This is a genomic window from Phytohabitans sp. LZ39, assembly GCF_059359075.1.
In genome coordinates, this window is record NZ_JCADBM010000011.1 from 23,081 (window position 1) to 49,846 (window position 26,766).

Here is a 26,766-nt window from a genome sequence, read left to right on the forward strand (position 1 = left end):
CCCGCCCCGTACCGTGGTACGTCCCGGACCGGACCGGGGTACGCCGTACGACCGGCCGCGGTCCGATGTGGCGGGTGGGGTCCGGGCCGCAGATTCAAGGCATGTTCGCGAGAATCGGTCACCTCACCGTCCGGCGGCGCCGCCTCGTGCTGGCGCTGACCGTCCTCTTCGTACTCGGCGCGGGCGCCGCGGGCTCCGCCCTCTTCGGCAGGTTGGGCGACGGCGGGCTCACCGACCCGGGCGCCGAGTCGTCCCGCGCGGCCGCGTTCGTCGCCGCGGCGGGCGTGCCGGCGCCCGAGCTGGTGCTGCTCGTCGAGGCCGGCGCCGGGGTCGACGACCCGGGCGTGGCCGCCGCCGGCCGCGCGCTCACCGCCGCGATCCAGGCCGAGCCCGGCGTCACGACCGCCCTGTCGTACTGGTCGGCGGGGGGCGGGCCGGCGCTGCGGTCGACCGACGGCCGCTCCGCCCTCGTGGTGGTCGACCTGCCGGAGGAGGCGGCCGAGCGGGTCGCCGACACCTACGCGGGCCGGCACGGGCCGCTCACCGTGCGGGTGGGCGGGGCGTACGCGATCGACACCGCGATCGGCGAGCAGCTCGAACGCGACCTGATCCGCGCCGAGGCCATCGCGGTGCCGGCCACGCTGCTCCTGCTGCTGCTCGTCTTCCGCGGCCTTGTCGCGGCGGCGCTGCCCTTGGCGGTGGCGGCGGTCGCGGTCGCCGGCGCGCTGCTCGCCCTCGCCGGAGTCGCCCGGCTCACCGACGTCTCGGTGTACTCGATCAACCTGATGACCGGTCTCGGCTTCGGCCTCGCGATCGACTACTCCCTGTTCATCCTGACCCGCTTCCGGGAGGAGCTGGCGGCCGGCCGGGAGACCGGCGAGGCGGTGGTGCGGACCGTGGCGACGGCCGGGCGTTCGGTGGCGTTCTCCGCGCTGACCGTGGCCGTCTCGCTCTCCGCGCTGCTGGTGTTCCCGCTGTCGTTCCTGCGGTCGTTCGCCTACGCCGGCGCGGCGGTCGTGCTGGCCGCGGCGGCCGCCTCGCTGCTCACGCTGCCCGCGCTGCTGGCGGTCCTCGGCCCGCGCGTGGGCCGCGCGCGCCGCACCGGAAACCTGTGGGGCCGCCTCGCCCGCGCGGTGATGCGCCGGCCGGTGCCGGTCGCGGTCGGCACGATCGCGGTGCTGCTCGCGCTGGCCAGCCCGTTCCTCCGGGTCGACCCGGGGCTGCCGTCGTACCGGTCGCTGCCGGCCTCCAGCGAGGCGCGCCAGGTGGCCGAGTTGCTGGACGGCCGGTTCGCCGGCGACCGGACCGGCGAGTTCGCGATCGTGCTCCCGGGCGTGCGCGACGGCGCGGCGGTGGCGGCGTTCGCGGAACGGGTGCGCGGGGTCGGCGGCGTCGCCGAGGTCACCGTGCGCGCGGCGGCGGCCGGCGCGTGGCTGAGCGTCGTGCCCTCGGTGGTGCCGCGCTCGCCGGACGGGGAACGGCTGGTCCGGGACATCCGGGCGCTCGGCGCGCCGTTCGGGTACGCGGTCGGCGGCGACGCGGCCGCGCTCGTCGACGCCAAGGCGGCCATCGCGGGCCGGCTGCCGCTCGCGCTCTCGGTCATCGCGCTCACCACGGCGGTGCTGCTGTTCGCCGCGTTCGGCAGCGTGCTCGTGCCGGTCAAGGCGATCCTGCTCAACCTGCTGTCGCTCACCGCCACGTTCGGCGCGATGGTGTGGATCTTCCAGGAGGGGCACCTGTCCGGGTTGCTCGGCTTCACGGCCACCGGGCAGCTGGACGTGACGATGCCGATCCTCATGTTCTGCGTGGCGTTCGGGCTGTCGATGGACTACGAGGTCTTCCTGCTCTCCCGGATCAAGGAGGAGTACGACCGCACCGGCGACAACACGCACGCGGTCGCGACCGGGCTCGCCCGTACCGGCGGGCTCGTCACGGCCGCCGCGCTGCTCCTGGCGATCTCGTTCGCGGCGTTCGGTGCCAGCGGGATGAGCTTCCTCAAGCTGATGGGGATCGGCCTCGCCCTCGCCGTGCTGATGGACGCGACGGTGATCCGCGGGCTGCTCGTGCCGGCGTTCATGCGGCTGGCCGGTGACGCGAACTGGTGGGCGCCGGGAGGGCTCAGGGCCCTCCCGGCGCGGATGGGGCTAAGGGCTGGTGCAGGTGAATGACGCGGGTACCGCGTTCGCGCCGGTCCAGCTGGCCAGGAAGCCGAACGTCGTGCTGCCGTTCGCGGGCAGGTTGCCGTTGTACGCGACGTTCCGGACGGTCACGTTGGCGCCGCTGGTGGTGGCCGTGCCGTTCCAGGCCTGGTTGACCCGCTGGCCGTTGGCGAACGACCAGCCGACCGTCCAGCCGGTGATCGCCCGGGTGGCGCGGACGGTGACCTCACCCTGGAAGCCGCCCGGCCACTGGCTGACGATCCGGTACGTGACGCCGCACGCGCCCGGCGGCACCGTCGTGGGCGGCGCGCTCGTGGGCGGCGTCGTCGGGGGCGTGGTGGGTGGCGTGGTCGGCGGGGTCGTCGGCGTGCCGGGCAGCCCGAACGAGTAGAACGTCGTGCTCGTCGTGCCGCCCCGCGAGTAGCCGTTGCCCCAGTACAACCGGCCGCCGACGATCGCCGGGCCGGCGTTGGACGAGCCGGCGCCCTGGAACCGCCACAGCACCTGGCCGGTGTCCGCGTTCAGCGCGTACATCCAGTTGTTCATCGAGCCGACGTAGACGACGCCGTTGGCGTACGTGACCGGGCCGATCGCGCGCCCGCCGTTGGGTTCCGGGATCTGCCAGAGGATGCGCCCGGTCGCCGCGTCCAGCGCGCCGAACGAGCTGTAGTTGATCGTCTGGCCGTCCGGCAGCGTGTGCTGCGCCCCGCCCATGTTGCTGGAGGTGAAGAAGATCCGCCGCCCGTCGTTGGCGGTGCCCCACTCGATGCCGCCCTGGGTCGAGCCGGGCCCGATCGAGGCGCTCCAGATGATCGCGCCGGTGGCCGCGTCGAGCATCCAGACCTCGCCGCTCTTCTGCCCCGCCATCACCGCGCGGCGGGTGGTGCCGTTCGGGGCGGGCAGATCGAACAGGTGGGTGCCGTCGCCGGTGTCGTGGTCCGGGCCGGGGTTCGGGCAGTTGTTCGGCGGGAAGCCGGGCAGGCAGCCGAAGTTCCACTCGTCGAAGCGGGCCGGCCCGGTGTTCCACTTGATGGCGCCGGTGGTCGCGTCGAGCGCGACGATCGAGTCCATGGCGTTCCACGACGGCAGGCACTGCTGCGGCGTGCCGCCGTTGGCCTGGCACTGCGCGGCGCTCTGCGGCACCGAGTAGTTCTGCCCGGTACCCACGAAGATCGTGTTGCTGGCCGGGTCGATCGTCGGCGTGCTGCCCCACACCGAGGCGCCGCTGAAGATGTCCGCGCCCGGCCCCTGGTCCGGCAGCATGTACGACTTCCACCGCCGCTCGCCGGTGCTCGCGTCGAACGCCACGAGGCTGCCCCGGAACGTGCAGCAGTCGTAGCCGGCCTCGCCCGCGTGGGTGAACTCCAGGGAGGAGACGCCCTGGTACAGCACGCCGTCGTAGTAGAGGGCACCGCCGGTGAGCACCGCGTCGGGGTGCGGGTCGGTCGCCACGTTCCAGCGGAGGTCGCCGTTGGCCGTGTCGACGGCCAGCAGCCGCGCGCCGGTCTGGGTGCCGATGTAGACGGTGTTCCCGACGACCACGGGGTGGGTGCGGGAGACGATCGTGTCGGTGGAGCCCACGTACGACCCGACCGAGCGGGACCAGATCACCGCGCCGGTGTTCGCGTCGACCTTGTGGAACCAGCCGCCCCAGTCCGGGATGTAGACCGCGCCGTCGACCACCGCGGGCGTCGCCGAGACCGGCCCGCGCGTGGTGTACGTCCAGGCCTGCCGCAGACCGCCCACCGTCGACGGGCTCAGGATGGTCTCCGTCGGGTTCGAGCGGGTGTTGCTGATGTCGTGCCCGCCCATCGCCCACTGTGGATCGTCCGCCGCGTCCGCGGGTGTGGCGACCACCACCGCGAGAGCCACCGCCGCGGACACCACGGCCACCGCGGACGCGGCCACCGCCCTACCGATAACAGATCTCACACCGCCCCCTAATCCTGATCGAATCGATGGAGGTAAATATACATGAGTGTCGAAAAGCTTCCGGAAATCGACCGTCGCTTCGGTCCGATGCCCGACATTCCCGCGACTTCACCGCCGCCGGGGCGCACCATCGGGCCGACACCAAGATTTTTTCACCTGGAGTGCATATGAACGGTGGCCTCGTACTGGGCGTCGCGGGTGGACTCGTCTGCCTGCTGGGCGTGGTCGTCATCGGTTGGGCGCTGGCCGCGTACAACCGGCTGATCCGGCAGCGCAACCAGGTACAGGCGTCGTGGGCGCAGATCGACGTGCAGCTCAAGCGCCGCTACGACCTGGTACCCAACCTTGTCGAGACGGTGAAGGGTTACGCCGCGCACGAGCGGAGCACGCTCGACGCGGTGGTCGCGGCCCGCAACAACGCGGTCGCGGTGGCGGCGCACGACCCGGGCGTGGGCGGACGGGCGGCGGCGGAGAACATGCTGACCCAGACCCTCGGCCGGCTGTTCGCGCTCGCCGAGGCCTACCCGGACCTCAAGGCCAACCAGAACTTCGCCGCGCTGCAAGGCGAGCTGGCCAACACCGAGGACAAGATCGCGTACGCGCGGCAGTTCTTCAACAGCGCCGTGCAGACCTACAACACGAGCGTGCAGTCGGTGCCGACCAACATCGTCGCCGGCGTCGGGGGCTTCCGCGTGTGGGAGTACTTCGAGGCCGAGGGCGGCGAGCGCGGCCCGGTCCAGGTCCGCTTCTAGGCCGCCGATGGACGACCGAGCGGCACTGGACCTGGTGGTCGGCGGCGTCGCCGTCGTCGGGTGGTTCACCGCGTACGGGCTGGCCCGGCTCTTCACCCGGCCGGCCAGCCCGCCGCCCGAGCCGGCCACGCCGGACCTCGGCCCCGAGCCTCCCGCCGTGGTGAGCCTGCTGGTCAACCGGTGGGCGGTCACCGAGGACGCGGCCGAGTCGACGCTGCTCGACCTGGCCGCGCGGCGCTTCGTCGAGCTGCGCCAGCCGGGCGGCGACCCGATGCAGACCACCGCGCACCTGCCCGCCACGGTGCCGGACGAGAGCGGGTTGCGGCCGTACGAGCGGCGCGTGCTCAGCCGAGTCCGCGGCCTCGCGGTGGGCGGCGTCGTGCCGCTGACCGCGCTCACCTTCCGCGACGAGTCACAGGCCAAGACGTGGAACAAGCGGCTGCGCGCCGAGGTCGTCGCCGACGCCCGCGCGGCCGGCCTGTCCCAGCGCCGCTTCGGGTCCGGCCTGGTCGCCGCGCTGATGGGCCTCGCCGTGCTGGCCGCGATCGTCACCGGCGCCGCGTCGTTCCACTATGGAGTGTGGAGCGGCTCCGAGGACAACGGCGGGTTCGCGACCGGGTTCGTCACGTTCCTCGTGCTCGCCGGCATCGTCACCATCTCACCCGGCGAGCGGGACACCCCGCTCGGCCGGCAGGCCGCCGCGCGCTGGCTCGGGGTACGCGACTGGCTGCGCGGGCACGAGCAGTTCGCCGACCTGCCGCCGGCCGCGGTGACGGTCTGGGACCGCTACCTCGGCTACGGCGCGGCGGTCGGCGCCACCCACCTGGCCAGCGCCGTCCTCGACCTGGGCATGGGCAACCGCGAGCTGGTGTGGTCGTCGTTCGGCGGCACGTGGCACCGAGTACGGGTCCGCTACCCGCGCCTGTCGACCCGCTACGGCCGCACCTCGGGGAAGCTGATCACCCGCGCGGTATTCGCGGTCGTCGCCGGCCTCGGCCCGCTGGTGTTCGCCGCCAACGTGCTGGAGCGGCTGCCGGAGCGCGTCGCCGACGGGGTCGTCGTAGCCTGCTTCCTGATCCTGCTCTACGGCGCCTACCGGCTCGCCCGCGCCCTCGTCGACCTCGCGACCGAGCGCACGATCACCGGCGAGGTGCTCTGGACGGAGGTGTGGCTCTCCGAGTCGCAGGGCGAGGACCGGCCGTCCCGGCCCTGGCTGCACTACCTGGCCGTGGACGACGGCACCGACGACCGCACCACCGCGTGGGGCCTGCCCAGCGAGTGGGCCGGCCGCTGCCACGACGGCGACACCGTCACCATCCGGGTACGGCCGTGGAGCCGCCGCGTCCTCGACCTCGACGTCGTCGGGCACGGCCGTTCCCGGGAGCTCTACGAGCCGCCCACCGGTGACATCGCCACCCCCACACCGGCCGCCGCGCCGCGCGCGGACGCCGGCGACCTGCTGACCGTCGAGGAGGTCGAACGGGCGCTGGGCCGGCCGGTGCGGGCCGGCGACACGACGGCACTGGGCGGGGTACACAGCGGCGCGCAGTTCCTCTCCGTCGACCGGGGCCGGCCGCTGCTGCTCGTGCAGACCCTCGGCGGCACCCCGGCCCGGTGGGCCTGGCGGGCCAACTCGCGCGGCCAGGCGCTGCCCGGCATCGGTGACGGCGCGTTCGCGGCGGGCGAGCGGGCGGCGCTCCGGGTCGGCGAGACCACCGTCGTGCTCACGCTGATCGGCGAGGCCCGCGACCGCCAGGCGTACCTGCCGTGGCTGGCCGCCCAGTGCGCGGCCCGCGTCCGCTCCTGACCGGGCCCGCCCCGGTGGCGGCGGCCAGGACGGCTGCGGCGAGACCGGTCGTGGCGGCCAGGGCGGCCGCGGCGAGGAACGTGGCGGGCGTGGAGGTGGCCGCGGCCAAGGGACCGAACGCGAGCGGGGCGGCGAACTGCCCGGCGAACCCGGCGGTCGCCAGCAGCGCGGTCGCCTGCCCGCGCCGGCCGGGTGGGGCGTGGTCCCCGGTCAGCACGGTGAGCGCGGGCACGGCCACGCCCATGCCGGCGCCGAAGAGGGCCGCCGCGGCGAGCGGCAGCAGCGGGCCGGCACCGGCGGCGAGCGCGAGCGACGCGAGGGCCCAGGCCGCGAACGCGAGCCGCAACAGTCCACTGTGGCCCAACCGGGCCCGCAGGCGCGGGTACGCGAGGCCGGCCCCGCTCATCGCCACCGACAGGCCGGCGGTGTAGCACGCGACAGCGACCGTGCTGGTGACGCCGAGCTCGGCGAGCCGCACCGGCAGGAAGACCAGGACGGCGTAGAGCAGCGCGGTGGCCACGCACTGGAGGGCGTAGGTGCCCACCAGCGCGGGGTTCCTCAGCAGCGCCCGCGCCGGCGGCTCCGCGTTCGCGGGCGGCTCCGCGTTCGCGGGCGGCTTTGGGTTCGCGGGCGGCTTTGGGTTTTCGGGGAGGTGCCAGGTGAGGGCGGCCAGCGGGAGGGCGAGGAGGTAGACGGCGAAGGGCGCGTGCCAGGAGAGCGCGCCGAGCGCGCCGCCGGCGAGCGGCCACGCCACGCCGCCGAGGCTGATCGCCGTGGAGCGCCAGCCCATCACCCGGTCGCGGCGGGCGCCGTCGTAGCGGTCGAGCAGCGCGACGGTCGTCCCGGTGAATACGAATGCGGCACCGACGCCGAACAACAGCCGGGTCGCGATCAGCACCGGGTACGCCTCGACGACCAGGCCAGCGCCGCCGGAGAGGCCGTAGAGCAGCAGTCCGGCGGCGAGCGGGCGGCGCGTACCCCACCGGTCGACGACCCGGCCCACGAAGGGCCCGGCGACCGCCAGCGACGCGCCGTGGACGGTGACGACGAGGCCCGCGGCGGTGGCGCTGATCCCCCGCTCGGCGCGGAGCAGCTCGACGACCGGCGACAGCACCGCCCCCGCCATCACGGTGAGGGTGGAGCCGAGCAGCAGTACCGCGAGCGCCCCCGAACGCCGTCCTGCCACCCGGCAAGCGTCTGACCTCAAGCGGGGTTGAGGTCAAGGCTGTTGCCGGTTCGCCCGGATTAGTCCTGAAATCGGGCTACGGTGGTCGGGACAGCGTGGGGGAAGCGCATGACCGACCTCGACACCAAGGCCGCCGCTCCACCGACCGCGAAGCTGACGTTCTGGACGATGACCGCGATGGTCGTCGGCTCGATGGTCGGCGCGGGCGTGTTCTCGCTGCCGCGACGGTTCGCGCAGGAGACCGGCGTGGCCGGCGCCCTGATCGCGTGGGTGGTGGCCGGGACCGGCATGCTGATGCTCGCGTTCGTCTTCCAGATGCTCGCGCTGCGCCGCCCGCACCTCGACGCCGGCGTGTACGCGTACGCCAAGGCCGGCTTCGGCGAGTACCCCGGCTTCTTCTCCGCCTTCGGCTACTGGGCCAGCGCCTGCGTGGGCAACGTGACGTACTGGGTGCTCATCATGTCGACCATCGGCGCGATCGCGCCGGCGCTGGGCGAAGGTGACACGGTGCTCGCGGTGGTGCTCTCCTCGGTCGGTTTGTGGGCGTTCTTCGTCCTCATCAGCCGCGGCATCAAGGAGGCCACGGCGATCAACCGGATCGTCACCGTGGCCAAGCTCGTGCCGATCGTCGTCTTCGTCCTGATCGCGGCCTTTTACCTCGACCCGGGCGTGTTCGCCGACAACTTCGCCGGCGCCGACTACGCCGGCTCGCTCTTCGACCAGGTGCGCGGCACGATGCTCGCCACCGTCTTCGTGTTCCTCGGCGTGGAAGGCGCCAGCGTGTACTCCCGGCACGCCCGGCGCCGCGCGGACGTCGGGCGCGCGACGGTGCTGGGGTTCCTCAGCGTCTTCGCCGTCTTCGCGTCGGTGACGATCGTGTCCTACGGCATCATGCCGATGTCGGAGATCGCGGAGCTGCGGCAGCCGTCGATGGCCGGCGTGCTCGAGGAGGCGGTGGGCACCTGGGGCAAGGTGTTCGTGAGCATCGGGCTGATCGTGTCCGTGCTCGGCGCGTACCTGGCGTGGACGCTGATGGCCGCCGAGGTGCTCTTCGTCGCGGCCAAGGACGAGGACATGCCGCGCTTCCTGCGCCGGCAGACCGCCACGGACGTGCCGATCGCCGCGCTGGTCCTCACCACGGTGCTCGTGCAGGTCTTCCTCGTCGTGACGCTCTTCTCCGACGACGCGTTCAACTTCGCGCTCGACATGACCAGCGCGCTCACCCTGATCCCGTTCCTGCTCGCGGCCGGCTACGCGGTGAAGGTCGCCCGGGGCCACCGCCGCGACCTTGCCGTCGCGGTGCTCGCCACCGCCTACACGGCGTTCCTGCTGTTCGCGGCCGGCCTCAAGTACGTGCTCGTGTCGTTCATCGTGTACGCGCCGGCGACCGTCCTGTTCGTGATGGCCCGGCGCGAGCAGGGCCGCCGCCTCTTCTCCCCCGGCGAGGCCGTGCTGCTCGCCGTCTCGATCGCCGGCGCGGTGCTGGGTGTCGTCGCGCTGGCCGCTGGCTGGATCAGCCTCTAGGCACAGGGGGTTTCCGATGACGGGTTCCGGCTACGGCGTCCACTCCGAGGTCGGCCGGCTGCGCAAGGTGCTGGTCTGCGCGCCCGGCCTGGCCCACCGCCGCCTTACCCCGACCAACGCCGACGACCTGCTCTTCGACGACGTGATGTGGGTCGAGAACGCCCAGCGGGACCACGCCGGCTTCGTCGACGAGCTGCGGCGGCGCGGCGTCGAGGTGGTCGAGCTGCACGACCTGCTCACCGAGACGGTCACGCTGCCGGAGGCCCGCTCGTGGCTGCTCGACCGCAAGATCGTCCCGAACGAGGTGGGCGTCGGGCTCGTCGACGACACCCGCGCCTTCCTCGACGAGCTCGCGCCGCGCCAGCTCGCCGAGTACCTCATCGGCGGGCTCGCCACCACGGACCTACCGGACGAGTTCCGCCCGGACTACGTCGCGCTGGCCCGCGAGTCGACCGGCGTCCGCCAGTACCTGATGCCGCCGCTGCCGAACACGCTCTACACCCGGGACACCACCTGCTGGCTGTACGGCGGGGTCACGCTCAACCCGCTCTACTGGCCGGCCCGCCACGACGAGACCACGCTGATGAAGGCCATCTACCAGTTCCACCCCGACTTCGTGGGTGCCACGGTGTGGTGGGGTGACCCGGACCGGGACTGGGGGCAGGCCACGTTCGAGGGCGGCGACATCATGCCGGTCGGCAACGGCGTCGTGCTGATGGGCATGAGCGAACGCACCTCCCGCCAGGCGATCGGGCAGGTCGCGCAGGCCCTCTTCGAAAACGGCGCGGCCGAGCACGTGGTCGTCGCCGGCATGCCCAAGCTCCGCTCCGCGATGCACCTGGACACGGTCTTCACGTTCGCCGACCGCGACGTGGTGACGCTCTACCCGTCCATCATGGACACCGTGCACGCCTTCTCCATCCACCCCACCGAGCGCGCGCCCGGCATCGCGGTCACCGACCACGGTGGACGGTCCTTCGTGGACGTGGTGGCGGAGGCGCTGGGCCTGCCCGGCCTTCAGGTGATCGAGACCGGCGGCGACGTCTACGCCTCGGAACGCCAGCAGTGGGACAGCGGCAACAACGCGGTCGCCTTGGAGCCCGGCGTCGTCTTCACCTACGACCGCAACACCCAGACCAACAAGCTCCTCCGCGCCGCCGGCATCGAGGTGATCACCATCGTCGGCGCGGAACTGGGCCGCGGCCGCGGCGGCGGTCACTGCATGACCTGCCCCATCATCCGCGACCCGGTCCCCTACTGACCCGCGTTCCGCGATCCAGGCGCCATAGGTGGTCCGGAGCTTCCGGAGTATGGGTCGGCCGCCGAAGCCGATTTTCCAGGAGAATTGGGCTACCGCGACGTCCGTCGTGGTCCAGACCGCCGCTCCCGCGGCCTCACCCGTCCGCCGCTGGTCGCGCTAACCCCGTCGGGTCGCGCGACGGTCGCCGTTTGTCCACAATGTCGCCCTCCGCAGCGCAAAGACTCCGGATCTAGGAGAGTTAGGCCGCCATACCCTCGACCTTCGCGGTTTGGCCGGGCTTGAGGCCCGACCAAGCAAGGCTCCGCAAGCCCCGGTGTCCCCCGCGCTCCATGATCCTTAGCCCAACACCCGGAGTCTCTCCGGCGTGTTGTCCGGTTTCCGGGCTAACGATCACCACGCCTTCCAAAAGCGTCGGGGATTTCGGCGCGCGCCAGCTCGCCGCCGACCGGAGCGGTGCCCCCGGGAGCTAGCCCGCGGGGGCGAGGGGGTCGGGGCGGGGTTGGGTGACGACGCCGAGGGGTTCGGGGCCCACCGGGATCCAGTTGACGTGGCGGCCGCGCAGGGCCTGCTGCCAGCCGGCCACTTCGAAGAACTCCAGGTGGGTGCGGATCAGCCAGATCCGGGCGCCGGGGGTGAGCAGGCGTTCGGCGCGGGCCACCGCGTCCTCCAGCGCGGGCTGTTCGCGGGCGGCGGCCACGACGACGTGGGTCCGCGGGGCGTAGTCGGCGGCCCAGCCGTTGCCGAAGTCGGGGTCGGGGACGAAGGTCGGCGGGTCCGGGCGCCAGTAGTAGGCGAAGCCGAAGTTGCCCCAGGAGTTGACCAGGACGACGTCGCCGGGGCGGCGGTTGGCTTCCACGTAGCGGATCTGGTCGCGGATGTCGTAGCGCACGTAGCCGGCGGCGAAGTGCTCGGGCTGGCGCGGGTAGATGCCGGGCGGGGCGTAGTAGCGCAGCCAGCCGGCGTTGGCCAGCGCGAACGCCGCCACCGCGGCCGTGGCCACCACGGCGGTGAGCGGCAGCCGCCACCGGCGGGCGAGGCTCGCGATCCCGACCACCCCGATGCCGGCGCTGACCGCCGTCGACACCAGGAGGAAGTGCGAGGTGCGCAGGTCGAGCACCGGGTAGGCGTGCAGGTAGCCGGCCACGATCATGCCGGCCGGCAGGGCGACCGTCGACGCCGCCGCCACCGGACGTCCGGTCTTCGCCATCGTGACCACGCCGGCCAGCGCCAGCAGCGCGAACACCGGCCACGGCAGGCCGAGCAAGTCGCCCAGGCCGTCCAGCCGCGACGACAGGTAGCCGGGCAGGCTGGGGCCCTCGGTGAGGCTGAGGAAGTAGCCGTTCCAGTAGGTCTCCAGGCTGTCGATCTGCCCGCGCCGGGAGACGGTGAGGTAGACGGCGGCCATGGCCAGCCAGCCGGCGACCGCCACCACGGCGGCCCGGCGCAGGCCGGCGCGGTCGCGGCGGAGGAACGCCACGAGCACGAAGGCGCCCAGCGCGGCGCCGCCCACCAGCAGGGCCGGATGGCTGACGAACATGGCCAGCGCCGCGCAGCCGGCGAAGACGCCCAGCCGGCGGTAGCTCCACCGGGACTCGGCCCACGCGGCCAGCGCCAGCAGCGCGACCGCGACGGCGCCGTCGGCCGTGTACTGCTTGAGGTCGTGCCGCACCTGCTGCGCCGGGAGCAGAAGGGCGCCGGCGGCGCCGGTCAGGCCGGCCAGCACCGCGTACGCGCGCCGCTCCCAGCCGAGCAGGCGGCCCAGCGCGTAGCCGGCGGGGACCGAGGCGGCCAGGAAGAGGAACGGGAGCAGGCGCAGGCGTTCCGGGTCGTCGCCGGGGATCGCCCGCATCAGCAGCGTCCACCCCACGGGGGTGGGGCCGGTCAGGTCGAGCGCCTGCCGCAACGACGCCCGCGCGGACATCGCCACCCACGACTCGTCCAGCCAGAACGGCGCGCGCAGCATCGGGCCGAGACTGTGCACGGCCGGCACGAGGGCCAGCAGCAGCAGGACCGCGCCGGCGTCGACGAGCCGCGCCGTGCGCGCGCGGACGGCGGTGACCGCGGCGCGCGCGGGGCGGTACAGCACACGGCCATGCTAGGGAGTGCTTTCGGCGATCTGGTCCGTGGGTGGCCGGGCCGCGCCGAGAATGCGGCATATGCGAGGTAAGCCGTTGGTAGTCGGCTTGGCGCTGGTCCTGGTGGTACCGGGATGCCGCGAGGGCGATCCGGAGGCCGCCGCCCCGGCGCCCTCCCCCACGCCGCCCCGGCCGATGACGCTGACCGTGGCGGCCGCGGGTGACCTCTTCGTGCAGCCGGCGCTGGTCGCCCAGGCCAAGGCCGACGCGGAGGCGGCGGGCGAGGGCGGGTACGACTTCGGCCAGATCATGGCGGCGATCGTGCCCACCGTACGGGCGGCCGACATCGCGGTGTGCCACGTCGAGCAGCCGCTCGGGCCGGAGGGCGGGCCGTTCACCGGGTTTCCGATCTTCAACGCGCCGGTGGAGCTCGCCGACGACGCGGCCGCGGCCGGGTTCGACACCTGCTCCACGGCCTCCAACCACACGCTGGACTACGGGCCCGAGGGGGTCGACCGCACCCTGGATCACCTCGACAGGGTGGGGCTGCGGCACACCGGGTCGGCCCGGTCGGCGCGGGAGGCGGCCACGCCGAACGTCTTCGACGTGCACGGGGTCGCGGTCGCCCAGCTGTCGTACACGTTCAGTTTCAACGGCATCGACCGCCCACCCGGCCGGCCCTGGATCGCCAACCTGATCGACCCGGACGCCATCCTGGCCGAGGCCCACCGCGCCCGGAAGGCGGGCGCCGAGATCGTCATCCTGTCGATGCACTGGGGCACCGAGTACCAGAACGAGGCCGACGCGGGCCAGGTCGGGCTCGCCAACCAGCTGCTCGCCAGCCCGGACGTCGACTTGATCGTCGGGATGCACGCGCACGTGGTGCAGCCGTTCGAGAAGATCGGCGACAAGTGGGTGGCCTACGGCCTGGGCAACCTGCTCGTCCGCTTCCAGGACGGCTCGCCGGAGAACACCGCCGACTCGGTCCTGCCCACCTTCACGTTCACCGAGGTGGCGCCCCGCAGGTGGGAGGTCACCGGGGTCGAGGTACGGCCGGTCTTCATGGAGTACCACCCGAAGGCCCGGCTGGTCGACCTCGCCGCGGCCAAGAGCGGCGGCGGTGCCCGCGCGGGCGACTACGCCCGGATCCACGAACGGATCGCCGGGTACGTGACCATGCGGGGCGCCGCCGCGGCCGGCCTCCAGGTCACCGACGGCCCGCCGAGGTAGACACGACCGCCTAACGTGTTCGCCGTGACGGACGGGAGCGCGTTCTCGGACTGGTTGATGTCCGACAACTGGCAGGACTACCGGCAGCAGCGGGCCATCCGCGAGCTGGGCGACGAGGTCACCTCGCTGAGCTCCTCGCTCTACACGCAGCAGCGGGAGAGCAGCCGCCTCCGCTCCGAGCTGAGCAAGCTCCAGGGCTCGGTGGAGATGCGGCTCGACCGGCTGACGCGGGCGTTCGACGCGTTCGTGGAGCTGAGCGACCTGCGGATGACGCTGGCCATGTTCGACCCGCCGGCGCTGGTGCGGCACCGGGCCCGCCAGGTTGTCGCCGCGGCGAGCCAGGGCCAGGCGCCGCCGGCCGCGGACGTCGCGGACGTGCCCGGCTACTGGCTCGCGCCGGCGACGGTCGCGCTGGTGGCGCTGCTGCGCGGGGAGGACGCCGCCGCGCCACTCGCCCTCGCCGCCGAGCGGGACGCGGAGCGGACCGCGCTGCTCGTCACGCTGACCGGCGCCGTCACCGGCCGCGCCGAGCTGTACGCGAAGTGGCTGCCCGAGGCGTTCGGCCCGCTGCCCGCCACCGGGCCGGTCAGCCGCGCCGTCCGGACACTGTGGACCGAGGCGGCGGCGGGGCGGTTCGGCCCGGAGGGGCGGGCGCTGCTGGGCGAGCGGCTGGTCGCGCTCGTCGAGGGGCTCGACCCGGAGCCGGAGCAGGTGGCGGCGCGGGCGTGGCGCGCGCGGGTCGACGCGCTGCCGGCGATCGTCCACCGGCCACAGTCCATCGTGGAACCCGTCGCGGACGCCGAGGAGGCGTTGGCCGCCGGCGCCCGGCTCGCCGCGCTGCGCGAGCTGTGTACGAGCACCGCCGGCGGGACGGACGCGCCGACCTCGCTGCCCGGCGTGCTGCGTGCGCTCGTCGACGAGGGTTCGGCCGAGGAGGTGCCGCTGCTGCGCCGGTCGGCCGAGCTGCGCGCGGTCATCGAGGGCGAGGAGCACGCGCCGGACGAGCCGTGGAACGCCCCGGCCGGCACCGCCCTGGAGCTGTTGCTCGCCGACGCGTTCGCGCCGGACGGCACGCCGCTGGCCCGCGCCGCCCGCGCGGCCGGTGCCCGGTGGCTGCTGGCGGACGCGGAGCGGCTGGCCGCCGACGCCGCCACCGACCCGCCGCGCGAGGCGACCACCGCGGTCGAGCACCTGCCGGTACGCGTGCGCACCGGCGCGCCGCCGGACGGGCTCGACGCGGTGCGGGCGAAGATCGACTCCCGGTACCCCGAGGAAGCCGTGCCCACCAAGGCGACCATCGCCACGCTCGCCGGCGGCGCGCTGCTCTGCCTGTCGCTCGTCGCCTGGCCCGACGGCCTGGCCGTGTTCGGCACGCTCGCCGGCGCGGTCCTGCTGGTCGCCGCCGGCGTCCGGTGGCGGCAGGAGCGGCGGCGGCGCGCCGACCGCCACGAGCGGCACGCCACCGACCTCGCGAACGCGCGGCAGCGGGCCGAACGCGCCACCACCGAGCTCGGCGAGCTCCGCGACCGCCTCGCCGTTACGGCACAGCGCGCCGCCGACGACCTCGCGGCGGTGAAGGCTAGCGTCGCGGCATGACGACCTTGCACGGCGAGCGGGTGACGCTCCGGCCGGCCGCGGAGGGCGACGTGGACGCGCTCGTCGCGATCCGCGCGACGCCCGAGGTGCGCCGGTGGTGGGACATGGCGGCCGAGGAGGACTACGCGGCCGCCGTCGTGGAGGAGCTGGACCACACCTACGCGATCCTCGCCGAGGGCGAGATCGTCGGCGCCATCCAGTGGTACGAGGAGGAGGATCCGCAGTACCGCCACGCGGGCCTGGACATCTACCTGGACCCGGGCCGGTCCGGGCGGGGGCTCGGCACCGACGCGGTGCGCACGCTCGCCCGGCACCTCGTCGACGACCTCGGCCACCACCGGCTCGTCATCGACCCGGCGGCGGACAACGTCGCGGCCATCCGGGCGTACGAGAAGGCGGGCTTCAAGCCGGTCGGTGTGATGCGGCGGTACGAGCAGGGCCAGGACGGCACCTTCCACGACGGACTCCTGATGGACCTCCTCGCCGGCGAGCTCACCTGATCGGTCACCGCGATCCAGGCGGCGACGGCCGCGGCGAGCACGATCACGCCGGGTACCAGGAAAGGGGTCTGATGGGTCATGGGGCTCAGGGTGTGCGCGGCGCGCCCCCACCCGGTAGCCGGCGGTCCCGAGTCCTGGAGTAGGGCTGGCCGGGTAGTGCGGCCGCCGGCCGGGAGGCACGCTGTGGTGCATGTTGCGGCGTGCGTGGCGGGCCACCTTCGGCCCCGAGACCTGGCGGCGCCTGCTGTACGCGACGATCTCGGCGCTGCTGGCGGTGCCCGGCGGTGTGTACGCGCTGTTCGTGCTCGGCGAGGCGTTCTCGGTCATCGGGGTGCTGCTGCTCGCCGCCGGCCTGCGTGGCGCGCGGGCGTGGGGCCGGCTGCACCGCGCGCTGATCGCCCGCCTCCTGGACACGCGGATACCGGAGCCGCCGCCACGGTCCTGGCCGACGGGCGTGTTCGACTGGGTGCGGAGCAGCCTCACCGACACGACCGCCTGGCGGGCGCTGCTCTTCCTCGGGCTCAAGCTGCCGCTCGGCATGGTCCAGCTGGGCATCGTGCTCGGCGTGTGGGCGACCGGCGCCTTCTCCCTGCTCTATCCACTGTGGTGGTGGATGGCTCCGGGCGGCGCCCTCACCGGGTTCGACACCTGGCCGCGGGCGCTGGCGCTGGCCGCGGGCGGCGCCGCGCTGCTGGCGGCCGCGCCGTGGGTCACCCGCGGTCTGGTCGGGGTGGACGCCGCGCTCGCCCGCGCCCTGCTCGGCCCGACCGAGAAGAGCCTGCTCCGGGAGGGGCGGGCGGCCGCCGTCGACCAGTCCGCGGCCCGGCTGCGGCGGATCGAGCGCGACCTGCACGACGGCGCCCAGGCCCAGCTGGTGGCCCTGGCCATGCAGCTCGGGCTGGCCCGGGAGGAGCTGCGCGACGGCGAGGTCACCGCCGCGCTCGCGCTCGTCGACACGGCGCACGCCCGCGCCAAGCAGGCCATCGTCGACCTGCGCGACCTTGCCCGCGGCATCCACCCGCCGGTGCTCGACGGCGGGCTGCCGGCCGCGTTCCAGAGCCTGCGCACCCGCAGCGTGATCCCGGTCGACGTGATCGTGGAGCTGCCGGAGCGGCCCTCGCCGGCGGTCGAGGCGATCGTCTACTTCACCGCGGCGGAGCTGCTCACCAACGCCGGCAAGCACAGCGGCGCGCAGCGCGTGACGCTCGGGGTGGCGCCCGCCGGGCCGGGCTGGCTGCGGCTGACCGTGACCGACGACGGCGTGGGCGGAGCCCGGCCGCACCCGGACGGCACCGGCGGCCTCACCGGGCTCGGCGAGCGGCTCAAGGCGGTCGGCGGCCGCCTCGACCTGGCCAGCCCGCTGGCCGGGCCTACGGTGGTGACCGTCGAGCTGCCGCTGCGCGCGTGAGGAGGTGACATTGTCGTGCGGGTCGCCATCGCCGAAGACTCCGCGCTCCTGCGGGACGGCCTGCTGCACCTGCTGCACCGCCGGGGGCACCAGGTCACCGCCGCGGTCGGTGACGCCACCGGCCTGCTCGCCGCCGTCGCCGCGGAGCCACCCGACGTGGTGGTCGTCGACGTGCGCATGCCACCGACGTTCACCACCGAGGGGCTGCGCGCCGCGCTCGCCCTGCGCGCCACCCACCCGTCGGTCGGCGTGCTCGTGCTCTCCCAGTACGTGGAGACGCGGTACGCGGCCGAGCTGCTCGCCGGCCGCTGCGACGGGCTCGGCTACCTGCTCAAGGACCGGGTCGCGGACGTCGGCGACTTTCTCGAGGCGGTGCACCGGATCGCCGGTGGCGGCACCGTCCTGGACCCCGAGGTGGTCAGCCAGATCATGGCGGCCAGCCGCCGCACCGCGACGCTCGACACGCTCTCCGCCCGGGAACGTGAGGTCCTCGCGCTGATGGCCGAGGGGCGCACCAACAGCGCGATCGCCGAGGCGCTGTTTCTCAGCACGGCCTCGGTCGAGAAGTACGTGACCGCCATCTTCCTCAAGCTCGACCTGTCCCCTTCGGACACCGACCACCGGCGGGTGCTCGCCGTGCTGCGGTTCCTCAACGCCTGACCCGCCGCCCCGCCTCCGCGACGAGCTGGACGCGTGGGGCATCACCGCCGCGATCGGCGAGGACCGGATCTTCCCCACCCTCCCGACAGCGCGTCCGCCGCTGGTAACGGTCGAACAAACGCGGCGATGTGGCTCGCGGCCCACGCCGACCCGCGCCAATGGGAAACACCCGGGGACCGCGCACAACATCAACCACGACGTCGGTCAGCCGGTCATCTGCTTGCGGTGGACGCCCTGCGGAATGCCGCCCAGATATGACGTGAATTCGCGACGGCTAAAAACGAAGGGAGCGGCGCCCGATTGACAGTGGCACCGGTAGAGCGAACCAGGCCCAGTCACACAGCCGTGGTCCCTTCGCGCCACGGCCCGCTCGCCGCCGCCACGCCGCGAAGACCCAGGTCGCGACGAAGCGGGGCGGGTCTACCGCACGTGCTGCCCGGGCATGGCCCATCCTGACGTCATGAACGGACCAGACAAGCCAGGCCGGCCCTGGACGCCTTCGGACCGGACCGGTGGCCCACTCGATGGCGTGTTCGACCAGGTACCACCGTTCCTGGCATGACTCCCGAGGTGGAGCAGCTTCGGGCCACGCTCGACGGGCTGCGTGCCGGCGTCCTCAAGAAGCTGGCCGGCCTGAGCGACGACGACGCGCGGCGCAGCACGGTCGGCTCGGGCACAAACATCGCCGGCCTGGTGCAGCACCTGACGTTCGTCGAGTCGATGTGGTTCGAGGAGATCGTCGCCGGCCGGAAGCCCACCAGAGGCGATCGGTCGATGCGGGTCGACCCTTCGGTTCCGCTCCGGACGCTGCGGGCCGAGTACCGCGCCGCGTGCGCGGCGAGCAACGAGATCATCGCCGCGGTGGGCGAGGGTGACGCGCCGGTGGTCCGCAACGGGAAGACCCGCGATCTTCGGTGGGTGCTGCTCGCCGTCATCGAGGAGACGGCCCGGCACGCCGGCCACGCCGACATCATCCGCGAGCAGATCGACGGCCAGACCGGCCGCTGACTTCCGTATCCGATTCAGGCCCGCGACCGGGAGGTGGCGTGCCCCGTGGGACACCGGCGCCGCCGCCCGCGCGATCGTCGGATTGCTGACCGTCCTGGGCGCCACGACGCGGGTACGAGATGCGAGGCTGTCCCCCATGAGACCCGCCGCCGACGCCCGGGCCCGATGGGCGCCGGTGTGGATCGTCACGGTGGTGGCCGCGGGTTACGGGTTGGGCTCGGGATGCGCGTGGCTGCTGTTCCGCGCGTCCGACGTGGGCGCGGTGTTCTTCCCGCCGGCGGGCGTGACGCTCGGCGCGTTGCTGCTCGCGCGGCGGCGGCACTGGGTGTGGGTGCTCGGCGCGGCCGGCGCGGTCGAGCTGGCGGTCAACCTCTGGCAGAGGCTGCCGCCCGGAGCGGCCTGCGGTTTCGTGCTCACCAACACCCTCGAACCGCTGGTCGGCGCGGCGCTCGTGCGGCGCTTCCGGCCCGGACCGATCGACCTCACCCGGGTGCGCGACGCCGCGGTGTTCCTGGTCTGCGCGGTGGGTTTGGGGCCGCTGGCCGGCGCGCTCGTCGGGGCGACCACCAGCGCGTGGACGTCCGGTGCGGGGTGGTGGACGGCGCTGGGCCAGTTCTGGGCCGGCGACGGGCTCGCGGTGCTCACGCTGGGGTCGGCGGTCGTCGGGCTGGCCACGCTGCGCGCGCGGCCGCGGCTGCGCCGGCTGTGGCGGGCCGCGCTGATGCTGGCCGCCACCGCGGCGCTCACCGCGATCGGGTTCTGGCCGCGGGACGTGCCGCTGATCTACCTGCCGGTGCCGCTGCTGCTGGCGGCAGCGTTCGGCGGGCGGGTCGCGACGGTCGGCGCGGCCGGCTTCGTGATGGCGTTCGTGGCCAACCTACAGAGCGCGGCCGGGCGCGGGCCGTGGGCTGTGCTCGCCGACCAGCCCGACCTCGAGGCGGCCACGCTCCAGGTGTACCTGGCGTTCGTGGTGGTGGGCGCGTGGGTCCTCGCCATCGCGGTGGCCGAGCGCGACCGGGCGCGGGCCCAGTCGCGCCGCGAGGAGCAGGCCCGCCGCCGGCTGGAGACGCTCCAGGCGGTGACCGCGGGGCTGGCCGGCGCGGCGACCGGCGAGCAGGTGGTCCGCGTGCTCGTCGAGAAGGGCGTGGCGGTGGTCGCCGACCACGGCTACGTGACGCTGCTCGACCGCGACGGCGTCCACCTGCGGATCTGGCCGACCAGCACGGTGCCGCGCACGGTCGTGGCGCGGTTCGCCGAGGTGCGGCTCGGTGACATCCGCCGCCTGCCGGTGGTCGACGTCGTGCGGGAGGGGCGGCCGGTGGTGCTCGCCTCGCAGGCCGAGATCGCCGAGCGGTACCCGGCGATCATGGAGGTGAACGCGGAGGTCGCCACCCGCAGCCTGCTCGTGGTGCCGGTCCGGGTGGCCGAGCGCACGCTCGGCGCGCTGGCGTTCGCGTTCCACCGGGACGCCGCGGTGGGCCCGGAGGTCGCCGCGCTCGCGCAGAGCATCGCCGACCTGGCCGGGCAGGCGGTCGACCGGGCCGAGCGGTACGAGGCCGAGTACAGCGCCGCCCACGAGCTCCAGCGCTCGCTGCTGCCGCGGATCTCCGGCCACCTGCCGGGGGTGCGGGCGTGGGCCGCGTACCACCCGGCCGAGCGAGGCAACGACGTCGGCGGCGACTGGTACGACGTCTTCGAGCTGCCGGGCAGCAAGGTGGCGATCGCGGTCGGCGACGTCGTCGGCCACGGGCTGGGCGCCGCGGCCGCGATGGGCCGGCTCCAGCAGGTGCTGCGCTCGACCGCGCTCGCCGGCGCGTCGCCCGCCGAGGTGCTGGAGAGCCTCGACGCCGCCTCGCTCGCGATCGACGGCGCCGCGTACACCACCGTCGGCTACGCCGAGTACGACCCGATCGACCAGACCCTCACGTACGCCACGGCCGGCCACCTGCCGCCGCTGCTGGCCACCGGCGACGGCGCGCGCTACCTCGACGGCGGCCGCTCGCAGCCGCTCCAGCTCGCCAACCGGCCGCGCGCCGAGGCGACGATCGCGGTGCCGGAGGGCGCGATGCTCGTCTGGTACTCGGACGGGCTCCTCGAACGCCGCCACGAGATCATCGACGTGGGCCTCGACCGGCTCGCCAGGACCGCCGAGACGCTGCGCGACGCCGACCCGCAGGCCTGGTGCGACCGCGTGGTGACCGCGATGACCGAGGGGTCGGCGACCACCGACGACGTGGTCGTGATGTGCCTGCTGCTGGGCGGGATCACCGCGCCGGCGGACGTGGCCGGCGTCCTGCGACTCACGCTGCACTCGGTCCGGGACCTGCCGACGACCCGCCGCGCGCTGCGGACCTGGTCGGCGGCGCACGACCTCTCCGCCGACCAGACCGACGCGCTGCTCATGACCGCCAACGAGGCGCTGATCAACTCGCTGGAGCACGCCTACCACGGGCGCCCGGTCGGCCCGGTGACGCTGACCGCGGCGCGGGGCGAGCGGCGGGAGATCCGCGTTGAGGTCGACGACCGCGGCCGGTGGCGGCCCAGCTCCACGGATGGCGAACGCGGCCGCGGGCTCGACCTGATCAACCAGATGGCCCGCCGCGTGGTGGTCAACCTCAGCCGCCACGGCACCCGGGTGACCATCACCGTCCCTGAGTCGTGAACCAGTCGTGCGGCAGGTCGAGAGACGGGTAGCGGCCGACCAGCGCCCGCCAGGTCCGCCATTCGTCGCCGCCGACCGACTTCCGCAGCGAGGCCCGGTCCGTCACGCCCACCTCGCGGGCAAGCTCGGCCACGACCGCCGGATCCGGGCGCCCCGCGGCGTACACGAGAAGCAGCCCCAACGAGAGGAAGGGCCGCGCCTCGGCGTCGTAGCGCCAGGTGCCCGGCACCTGCTGCCGGCACCAGGCGAGGAAGCGGACGGCGGCGTCGGTCGCGTCCGGACCCAGCGCCAGTGCCGACTCCACGAGCGCGGCCAGCTGGTCGGCCGGCGCGGGCGTGTCGTCGGCCCGGACCAGCACCATGCAGGCGAACAGCCGCGCGATGTGCCCGCGCGGCTCGTCCGGGCGCCAGGAGCTGGTCAACGCGAGGACCTCGCGGGGGTTCCAGTCCAGCTCGGCCGGCAGGTGGCGGACGACGAGCAGCTCCTCGATCTCCCGCCGGTACTCCTCGACCCGCATGCCGTAGTCCATCTTGGCGATCTCGCACACGATCGCCGCGTCCATCCAGGGCCGCAGCCAGTCCCGCAACGCCATCTCGTCCGGCCGCGGCTCGGGCGTCCACTGTGTCGCCACGCCTCAGACCGTACCTACCGCGGCACAGGGGTGACGGTGACGCAGCACCTGCCGGGCGCGGGCGCGAGCCTGGCGCGGAGGTCGGCGGCGGGCAGGGCGTCGAGCACGCCGGCGATCAGGTGCAGGTTGATGCCGCAGACAAGCGCGGTGTAGCTCTCCGCGAGCTGGTGGAACGGGCAGTTGCTCAGCGTCACGCCGTCGCCTTCGACGCGCGGCTCGTAGCCGGTGCCGGCCAGCACCTGGCTGACCGCGGCGAGGTGGTCGCCCGGCGGCGCGCCGTCCCTGGCCCGCCGCGCCAGCTCCGCGCCGGTGGCCCGGGCCGCGTCGGCCAGTGCCTCGTCGAGCGGGACGCCGGTCTCCTGCGCGGTGGTGATCGCCCGCGCCATGACGTGGCCGGCCAGGTCGTACCGCCGCTCGGGCACGCTGACCGCGATGCTGCCGGCGGCCCGGCGGTAGAGCTTGGCGGGGCGTCCGGCGCCCGGCCCGCCACGGCCCGGCGGCCGGCTGTACTCCGCCTCCAGCAGGCCGTCGTCGACGAGCTTGTCGAGGTGGAACTTGGCCAGGTGGTGGGCCACTCCGACGCCGGCCGCGGCCTGCTCGCGGCCGACCGGCTCGGGCTGGCCGGCGACGTACTGGTAGAGCGCGCGGCGGACCGGCTCGGCGAGGGCCGCGAGCTTGGTCACGCTGGCGTCGAAGTCATCCGGCACGTTCCATATTCTAACGGACACTCTCCTTGACGAAAGAGATTCCGGCGTTCTAACGTCAACTTTGATGTCCGTTACAGGAGGGGCCTGTCGCATGACCGTCGACGTGACCATCGCGCGCGAGGATCGGAGGCCGTCCGTCGACCTCGTGGCGGCGGAGCTGGCGGCCGAGCGGTTCCTCGCCGCGCTGGGCGTCGACCTCGACGGCGACGGGCTCGGTGAGACACCGGCCCGGATGGCCCGCGCCTACGCCGAGCTGTTCGAGCCCCGGCCGTTCCGGATGACGACATTTCCCAACGACGAGGGCTACGACGAGCTCGTGGTGGCGCGGGAGATCCCGTTTCGCACCGTCTGCGAGCACCACCTGCTGCCCTTCGCGGGCGTGGCCCACGTCGGATACCTGCCCGGCGAGCGGATCGTCGGGCTGTCCAAGCTGGCCCGCGTGGTGGAGCACTTCGCGGCCCGGCCGCAGGTGCAGGAGCGGCTGACCAAGCAGGTCGCCGACCACCTCGCCGCCGAACTCCAGCCGCGCGGCGTGGGCGTGGTGCTCCAGGCCGAGCACGCCTGCATGACGCTGCGCGGCGTCCGGGCCGCCGGTGCCACCACGGTGACCTCCACCCTGCTGGGCACGCTTCGCACGGACCCGCGCTCGCGCGCCGAGTTCTTCGCGCTGGCCGGCGTCTCCGGCTGATCGAGCGCCGCGGCGACGCGGCGGGAAACGAGGATCGCCATGACGAGTCCACTGGACGCGCTCACCGGCGCCGGTGTGTCGATCTGGCTCGACGACCTGAGCCGCGAGCGGCTGACGTCGGGCAGCCTGGCCGGCCTGGTCGCCAGCCACCACGTGGTGGGCGTGACCACCAACCCCACCATCTTCGCGAAGGCGATCGGCGACGGTGCGGCGTACGAGCCGCAGCTGCGCGACCTGGCCGCGCGCGGCGCCGGCGTCGAGGAGGCGTTGCGCGAGCTGACCACCCTCGACGTGCGGTGGGCGTGCGACGTGCTCCGGCCGGTGCACGAGGCCACCGGCGGCGTCGACGGCCGGGTGTCGATCGAGGTCGACCCGCGCCTGTCCGGCGACACCGAGGCCACCGTCGCCGAGGCGCGTTCGCTGTGGTGGGCGGTCGACCGGCCCAACCTGTTCATCAAGATCCCCGCGACCCGGCCGGGGCTGGCGGCGATCTCCACCTGCCTCGCCGAGGGGATCAGCGTCAACGTCACGCTGATCTTCTCCCGGTCGCGCTACGCCGAGGTGGTGGAGGCGTTCCTCGACGGCATGCGGCGGGCCCAGCTGGCCGGCCTCGACCTGTCCCGGATCGCGTCGGTGGCCTCGTTCTTCGTGTCCAGAGTGGACACCGAGGTCGACGCCAGGCTCGACAAGATGGCGACACCCGAGGCGGCCGCGCTGCGGGGCCGGGCCGCCGTGGCGAACGCCCGCCTCGCCTTCCAGCACCACGAGGCGTTGCTCTCCTCGGCCCGGTGGGCCACGCTCGCCGCGGCCGGCGCCCGCCCGCAGCGTCCACTGTGGGCGTCGACGTCCACGAAGGACCCGGCGTACCCGGACACCCGGTACGTGGTCGAGCTGGTCACCTCCGGCGTCGTCAACACCATGCCGGAGAACACGCTGCGGGCCGTCGCCGACCACGGGCGGGTGCCGGCCGACTCGGTCCGCGCGCACTACACCGAGGCGCGGCGGGTCATCGAGGACCTGGCCCGCGCCGGCGTCGACTACGACGACGTGATGGAGCACCTGGAGCGCGAGGGGGTCGCGACGTTCCAGGCCAGTTGGGACAAGGTGGGCGAGCGGCTCGCCGCCGTCCTGAGCGACCACGAGGACCGCCGGGAAGGGAGTCGGGCATGACCGCCGACGAGACGTTCGTGATCGTGGGTGCCGGCCAGGCCGGCGCGATGGCCGCGCAGACCCTGCGCGAGGAGGGGTTCGACGGCCGCGTCGTGCTGATCGGGCAGGAGCACGACCGGCCGTACGAACGGCCGCCGCTGTCCAAGGACTACCTGATGGACAAGGCCGAGCGGGAGAAGATCTACGTACACCCCGAGAGCTGGTACGCCGAGCACGACGTCGACCTGCGCCTCGCCACGACCGTGACGGAGATCCATCCCGCCACGCACCGGGTCACGCTCGCCACCGGCGAGGCCATCGGGTACACCAAGCTGCTGCTGACCACCGGCTCCACGCCGCGCCGCCTGCCGGTGCCCGGCGCCAACCGCGACGGGGTCCTCTACCTGCGCCGCGTCGGCGACAGCGACCGCGTCAAGGAGACGCTTCGGTCCGCGTCGCACGTCGCGGTCGTCGGCGGCGGATGGATCGGACTGGAGGTCGCGGCGGCCGCCCGCACCGCCGGCGTGGCGGTTACCCTGCTGGAGGCGGCCGACCTGCCGCTGCTCCAGGTGCTCGGCCCCGAGGCCGCCGCGGTCTTCGCCGGCCTCCACCGCGGCAACGGCGTGGAGCTGCGCTGCGGCGTCCAGGTCGCCGAGGTGACCGGGTCCGGCGTCCGCCTCACCGGCGGCGACCAGATCGACGTCGACGCGGTGGTCGTCGGCGTGGGCATCACCCCCAACACCCAGCTCGCCGAGGAGGCCGGCCTCACCGTCGACAACGGCGTGCGGGTCGACGCGCGGCTGCGGACCTCGGACCCGGACGTGTACGCGGCCGGCGACGTCGCCAACGCCATGCATCCCCACCTGGGCAAGCACATCCGCGTCGAGCACTGGGCCAACGCGCGGCACCAGCCGCGGACCGCCGCCCGGGCCATGCTCGGCCAGGACGTGGCGTACGACCGGCTGCCGTACTTCTACACCGACCAGTACGACCTCGGGATGGAGTACACCGGCTACGCCGAGCCGGGCGGCTACGACCAGGTGGTCTTCCGGGGCGACCTGGAGCGCCGCGAGTTCATCGCCTTCTGGCTGTCCGGCGGGCGGGTGCTGGCCGGCATGAACGTCAACGTCTGGGACGTCACCGAGCCCATCCAGGCCCTCATCCGGTCCGGAAAGCCGGTCGACGTCGAGCGGCTCGCCAACCCGGGCGAGCCGCTCGAAAACCTCGTCGAGGGTTGACCTCAGTCGTTGCGCTCGACGTGCAACGACCAGCTGTCCAGCGTGCCGGTCAGCATGTTGTTGGCCCCGACGTCGACCAGCCGCCACTCCACCTCCACGGTGTGCGGACCCGGTCCGGTCACGATCGCGCACACCTCGAGGGCGTCGGACTGGCCGGCGTCGGTGGTGAAGTTGACGGCGCCCGGTGGCTGCACCGCACCGTCGACCAGGACGCGCACCTGCATGGCGTCGACCGCGGCGGCCAGGAGGTTGGGCTGGCCGGTCAGGTCGGCCTCGCCGGTGAACGTCACGACCAGCTGGTCGGTGTCGGCCGCCCCCGCCGGGCCGTCGACGTCGACGGTCGCGAACGTCAGCGGGTTCCACATGACGCCGGTCTCGCCGATGGTGGTGACCCCGGTCTCGGTCAGGACGACGGCGCTCAGCTGCGCCTTGCCCTCGCACACCAGGGGCGGCACGGGATCGAGCTGTGCCTGGTTGACCGCGGTCGCCACCGGCTCGGCGGCGGCGGTCGCGTGGCCCGTGGCGATGGCGCCGAACACCACCGCGGCCACCGCCGGGATCACGAACAGTTTGCGTTTTGCCCATACACCCAT

21 protein-coding genes are annotated in these 26,766 nt (G+C 73.9%); 15 read left to right on the forward strand and 6 right to left on the reverse strand.

Annotated features, from left to right (window positions below; genetic code table 11):
• The first annotated feature begins 101 nt into the window (after positions 1-101).
• Positions 102-2,168: an MMPL family transporter gene (locus AC5L36_RS21485; RefSeq protein WP_441218292.1), complete on the forward strand. Its 2,067-nt coding sequence runs from the start codon at positions 102-104 to the stop codon at positions 2,166-2,168.
• Here the strand turns inward: AC5L36_RS21485 and AC5L36_RS21490 are convergent.
• Positions 2,145-4,067: an outer membrane protein assembly factor BamB family protein gene (locus AC5L36_RS21490; RefSeq protein ID WP_494908727.1), complete on the reverse strand. Its 1,923-nt coding sequence runs from the start codon at positions 4,065-4,067 to the stop codon at positions 2,145-2,147. The two genes, AC5L36_RS21485 and AC5L36_RS21490, sit on opposite strands and share 24 nt — an antisense overlap.
• A gap of 191 nt (positions 4,068-4,258) precedes the next feature.
• Here AC5L36_RS21490 and AC5L36_RS21495 point away from each other — a divergent pair, with 191 nt between their 5' ends.
• Both AC5L36_RS21495 and AC5L36_RS21500 read left to right on the forward strand, forming a co-directional pair.
• Positions 4,259-4,843: a LemA family protein gene (locus AC5L36_RS21495; RefSeq protein WP_441218296.1), complete on the forward strand. Its 585-nt coding sequence runs from the start codon at positions 4,259-4,261 to the stop codon at positions 4,841-4,843.
• 7 nt (positions 4,844-4,850) lie between these two features.
• A complete protein-coding gene (locus AC5L36_RS21500) occupies positions 4,851-6,650 on the forward strand; it encodes a DUF2207 family protein (RefSeq protein WP_441218298.1) in 1,800 nt (599 codons plus the stop codon).
• On the opposite strand, the gene AC5L36_RS21505 is transcribed toward AC5L36_RS21500, so the two are convergent.
• Complete coding sequence (locus tag AC5L36_RS21505) at positions 6,568-7,836, reverse strand: MFS transporter (RefSeq protein ID WP_441218300.1); 1,269 nt, start codon at positions 7,834-7,836, stop codon at positions 6,568-6,570. The genes AC5L36_RS21500 and AC5L36_RS21505 overlap by 83 nt on opposite strands.
• Positions 7,837-7,944: 108 nt before the next feature.
• Between AC5L36_RS21505 and AC5L36_RS21510 the strand changes: the two genes are divergently transcribed.
• Together AC5L36_RS21510 and AC5L36_RS21515 are read left to right on the forward strand one after the other, a co-directional pair.
• Positions 7,945-9,360 carry a basic amino acid/polyamine antiporter gene (locus tag AC5L36_RS21510; protein WP_441218302.1) on the forward strand — a complete coding sequence of 472 codons (1,416 nt, stop codon included), beginning with the start codon at positions 7,945-7,947 and terminating at the stop codon, positions 9,358-9,360.
• Positions 9,361-9,376: 16 nt separating this feature from the next.
• Complete coding sequence (locus AC5L36_RS21515) at positions 9,377-10,621, forward strand: arginine deiminase (RefSeq protein WP_441218304.1); 1,245 nt, start codon at positions 9,377-9,379, stop codon at positions 10,619-10,621.
• Positions 10,622-11,087: 466 nt separating this feature from the next.
• On the opposite strand, the gene AC5L36_RS21520 is transcribed toward AC5L36_RS21515, so the two are convergent.
• On the reverse strand, positions 11,088-12,707 hold the full coding sequence (locus AC5L36_RS21520; protein WP_441218306.1) for a hypothetical protein: 1,620 nt from the start codon (positions 12,705-12,707) through the stop codon (positions 11,088-11,090).
• Between the two features lie 70 nt (positions 12,708-12,777).
• Between AC5L36_RS21520 and AC5L36_RS21525 the strand changes: the two genes are divergently transcribed.
• The 7 genes from AC5L36_RS21525 to AC5L36_RS21555 all read left to right on the forward strand — a co-directional run bounded on the left by AC5L36_RS21525 (position 12,778) and on the right by AC5L36_RS21555 (position 21,760).
• A complete protein-coding gene (locus AC5L36_RS21525) occupies positions 12,778-13,926 on the forward strand; it encodes a CapA family protein (RefSeq protein WP_441218308.1) in 1,149 nt (382 codons plus the stop codon).
• A 24-nt stretch (positions 13,927-13,950) separates the two neighbouring features.
• Positions 13,951-15,522: a hypothetical protein gene (locus AC5L36_RS21530; protein ID WP_441218310.1), complete on the forward strand. Its 1,572-nt coding sequence runs from the start codon at positions 13,951-13,953 to the stop codon at positions 15,520-15,522.
• Positions 15,519-16,022 (forward strand): GNAT family N-acetyltransferase, encoded by a 504-nt coding sequence (locus tag AC5L36_RS21535; RefSeq protein WP_441218312.1) that lies wholly within the window; start codon positions 15,519-15,521, stop codon positions 16,020-16,022. Before AC5L36_RS21530 ends, AC5L36_RS21535 begins: the two co-directional genes overlap by 4 nt.
• 190 nt (positions 16,023-16,212) lie before the next feature.
• Complete coding sequence (locus AC5L36_RS21540; RefSeq protein ID WP_441218314.1) at positions 16,213-17,430, forward strand: sensor histidine kinase; 1,218 nt, start codon at positions 16,213-16,215, stop codon at positions 17,428-17,430.
• A gap of 15 nt (positions 17,431-17,445) precedes the next feature.
• Positions 17,446-18,090 carry a response regulator transcription factor gene (locus tag AC5L36_RS21545; protein WP_441218316.1) on the forward strand — a complete coding sequence of 215 codons (645 nt, stop codon included), beginning with the start codon at positions 17,446-17,448 and terminating at the stop codon, positions 18,088-18,090.
• Positions 18,091-18,648: 558 nt separating this feature from the next.
• Positions 18,649-19,098 carry a DinB family protein gene (locus tag AC5L36_RS21550; protein ID WP_441218318.1) on the forward strand — a complete coding sequence of 150 codons (450 nt, stop codon included), beginning with the start codon at positions 18,649-18,651 and terminating at the stop codon, positions 19,096-19,098.
• Positions 19,099-19,234: 136 nt separating this feature from the next.
• Entirely contained in the window at positions 19,235-21,760 is a 2,526-nt protein-coding gene (locus tag AC5L36_RS21555; protein WP_441218320.1) for a SpoIIE family protein phosphatase, read from the forward strand.
• Here AC5L36_RS21555 and AC5L36_RS21560 read toward each other — a convergent pair.
• Complete coding sequence (locus AC5L36_RS21560) at positions 21,741-22,391, reverse strand: hypothetical protein (protein ID WP_441218322.1); 651 nt, start codon at positions 22,389-22,391, stop codon at positions 21,741-21,743. The genes AC5L36_RS21555 and AC5L36_RS21560 overlap by 20 nt on opposite strands.
• A gap of 14 nt (positions 22,392-22,405) precedes the next feature.
• The gene (locus AC5L36_RS21565) at positions 22,406-23,098 is read right to left on the reverse strand and encodes a helix-turn-helix transcriptional regulator (RefSeq protein ID WP_441218324.1); all 693 of its coding nucleotides are present in this window, start codon (positions 23,096-23,098) and stop codon (positions 22,406-22,408) included.
• A gap of 91 nt (positions 23,099-23,189) precedes the next feature.
• Here AC5L36_RS21565 and folE point away from each other — a divergent pair, with 91 nt between their 5' ends.
• The 3 genes from folE to AC5L36_RS21580 are packed head-to-tail and all read left to right on the forward strand — an operon-like array spanning position 23,190 to position 26,173.
• Complete coding sequence (gene folE / locus AC5L36_RS21570; RefSeq protein ID WP_441218326.1) at positions 23,190-23,786, forward strand: GTP cyclohydrolase I FolE; 597 nt, start codon at positions 23,190-23,192, stop codon at positions 23,784-23,786.
• Between the two features lie 39 nt (positions 23,787-23,825).
• Complete coding sequence (gene tal / locus AC5L36_RS21575) at positions 23,826-24,956, forward strand: transaldolase (RefSeq protein ID WP_441218328.1); 1,131 nt, start codon at positions 23,826-23,828, stop codon at positions 24,954-24,956.
• Positions 24,953-26,173 (forward strand): NAD(P)/FAD-dependent oxidoreductase, encoded by a 1,221-nt coding sequence (locus AC5L36_RS21580; RefSeq protein WP_441218330.1) that lies wholly within the window; start codon positions 24,953-24,955, stop codon positions 26,171-26,173. Before tal ends, AC5L36_RS21580 begins: the two co-directional genes overlap by 4 nt.
• 2 nt (positions 26,174-26,175) lie before the next feature.
• Here the strand turns inward: AC5L36_RS21580 and AC5L36_RS21585 are convergent, their stop codons facing one another.
• Entirely contained in the window at positions 26,176-26,766 is a 591-nt protein-coding gene (locus tag AC5L36_RS21585) for a hypothetical protein (protein ID WP_441218332.1), read from the reverse strand.

Excerpts from the sequence above, each read along its gene's own strand:
- AC5L36_RS21485 (WP_441218292.1), top strand. The coding sequence starts at position 102 with ATGTTCGCGAGAATCGGTCACCTCACCGTCCGGCGGCGCCGCCTCGTG.
- AC5L36_RS21495 (WP_441218296.1), top strand. The coding sequence starts at position 4,259 with ATGAACGGTGGCCTCGTACTGGGCGTCGCGGGTGGACTCGTCTGCCTG.
- AC5L36_RS21500 (WP_441218298.1), top strand. The coding sequence starts at position 4,851 with ATGGACGACCGAGCGGCACTGGACCTGGTGGTCGGCGGCGTCGCCGTC.
- AC5L36_RS21510 (WP_441218302.1), top strand. The coding sequence starts at position 7,945 with ATGACCGACCTCGACACCAAGGCCGCCGCTCCACCGACCGCGAAGCTG.
- AC5L36_RS21515 (WP_441218304.1), top strand. The coding sequence starts at position 9,377 with ATGACGGGTTCCGGCTACGGCGTCCACTCCGAGGTCGGCCGGCTGCGC.
- AC5L36_RS21525 (WP_441218308.1), top strand. The coding sequence starts at position 12,778 with ATGCGAGGTAAGCCGTTGGTAGTCGGCTTGGCGCTGGTCCTGGTGGTA.
- AC5L36_RS21535 (WP_441218312.1), top strand. The coding sequence starts at position 15,519 with ATGACGACCTTGCACGGCGAGCGGGTGACGCTCCGGCCGGCCGCGGAG.
- AC5L36_RS21540 (WP_441218314.1), top strand. The coding sequence starts at position 16,213 with ATGTTGCGGCGTGCGTGGCGGGCCACCTTCGGCCCCGAGACCTGGCGG.
- AC5L36_RS21550 (WP_441218318.1), top strand. The coding sequence starts at position 18,649 with ATGACTCCCGAGGTGGAGCAGCTTCGGGCCACGCTCGACGGGCTGCGT.
- AC5L36_RS21555 (WP_441218320.1), top strand. The coding sequence starts at position 19,235 with ATGAGACCCGCCGCCGACGCCCGGGCCCGATGGGCGCCGGTGTGGATC.
- folE (WP_441218326.1), top strand. The coding sequence starts at position 23,190 with ATGACCGTCGACGTGACCATCGCGCGCGAGGATCGGAGGCCGTCCGTC.
- tal (WP_441218328.1), top strand. The coding sequence starts at position 23,826 with ATGACGAGTCCACTGGACGCGCTCACCGGCGCCGGTGTGTCGATCTGG.
- AC5L36_RS21580 (WP_441218330.1), top strand. The coding sequence starts at position 24,953 with ATGACCGCCGACGAGACGTTCGTGATCGTGGGTGCCGGCCAGGCCGGC.
- AC5L36_RS21585 (WP_441218332.1), bottom strand. The coding sequence starts at position 26,766 with ATGGGTGTATGGGCAAAACGCAAACTGTTCGTGATCCCGGCGGTGGCC.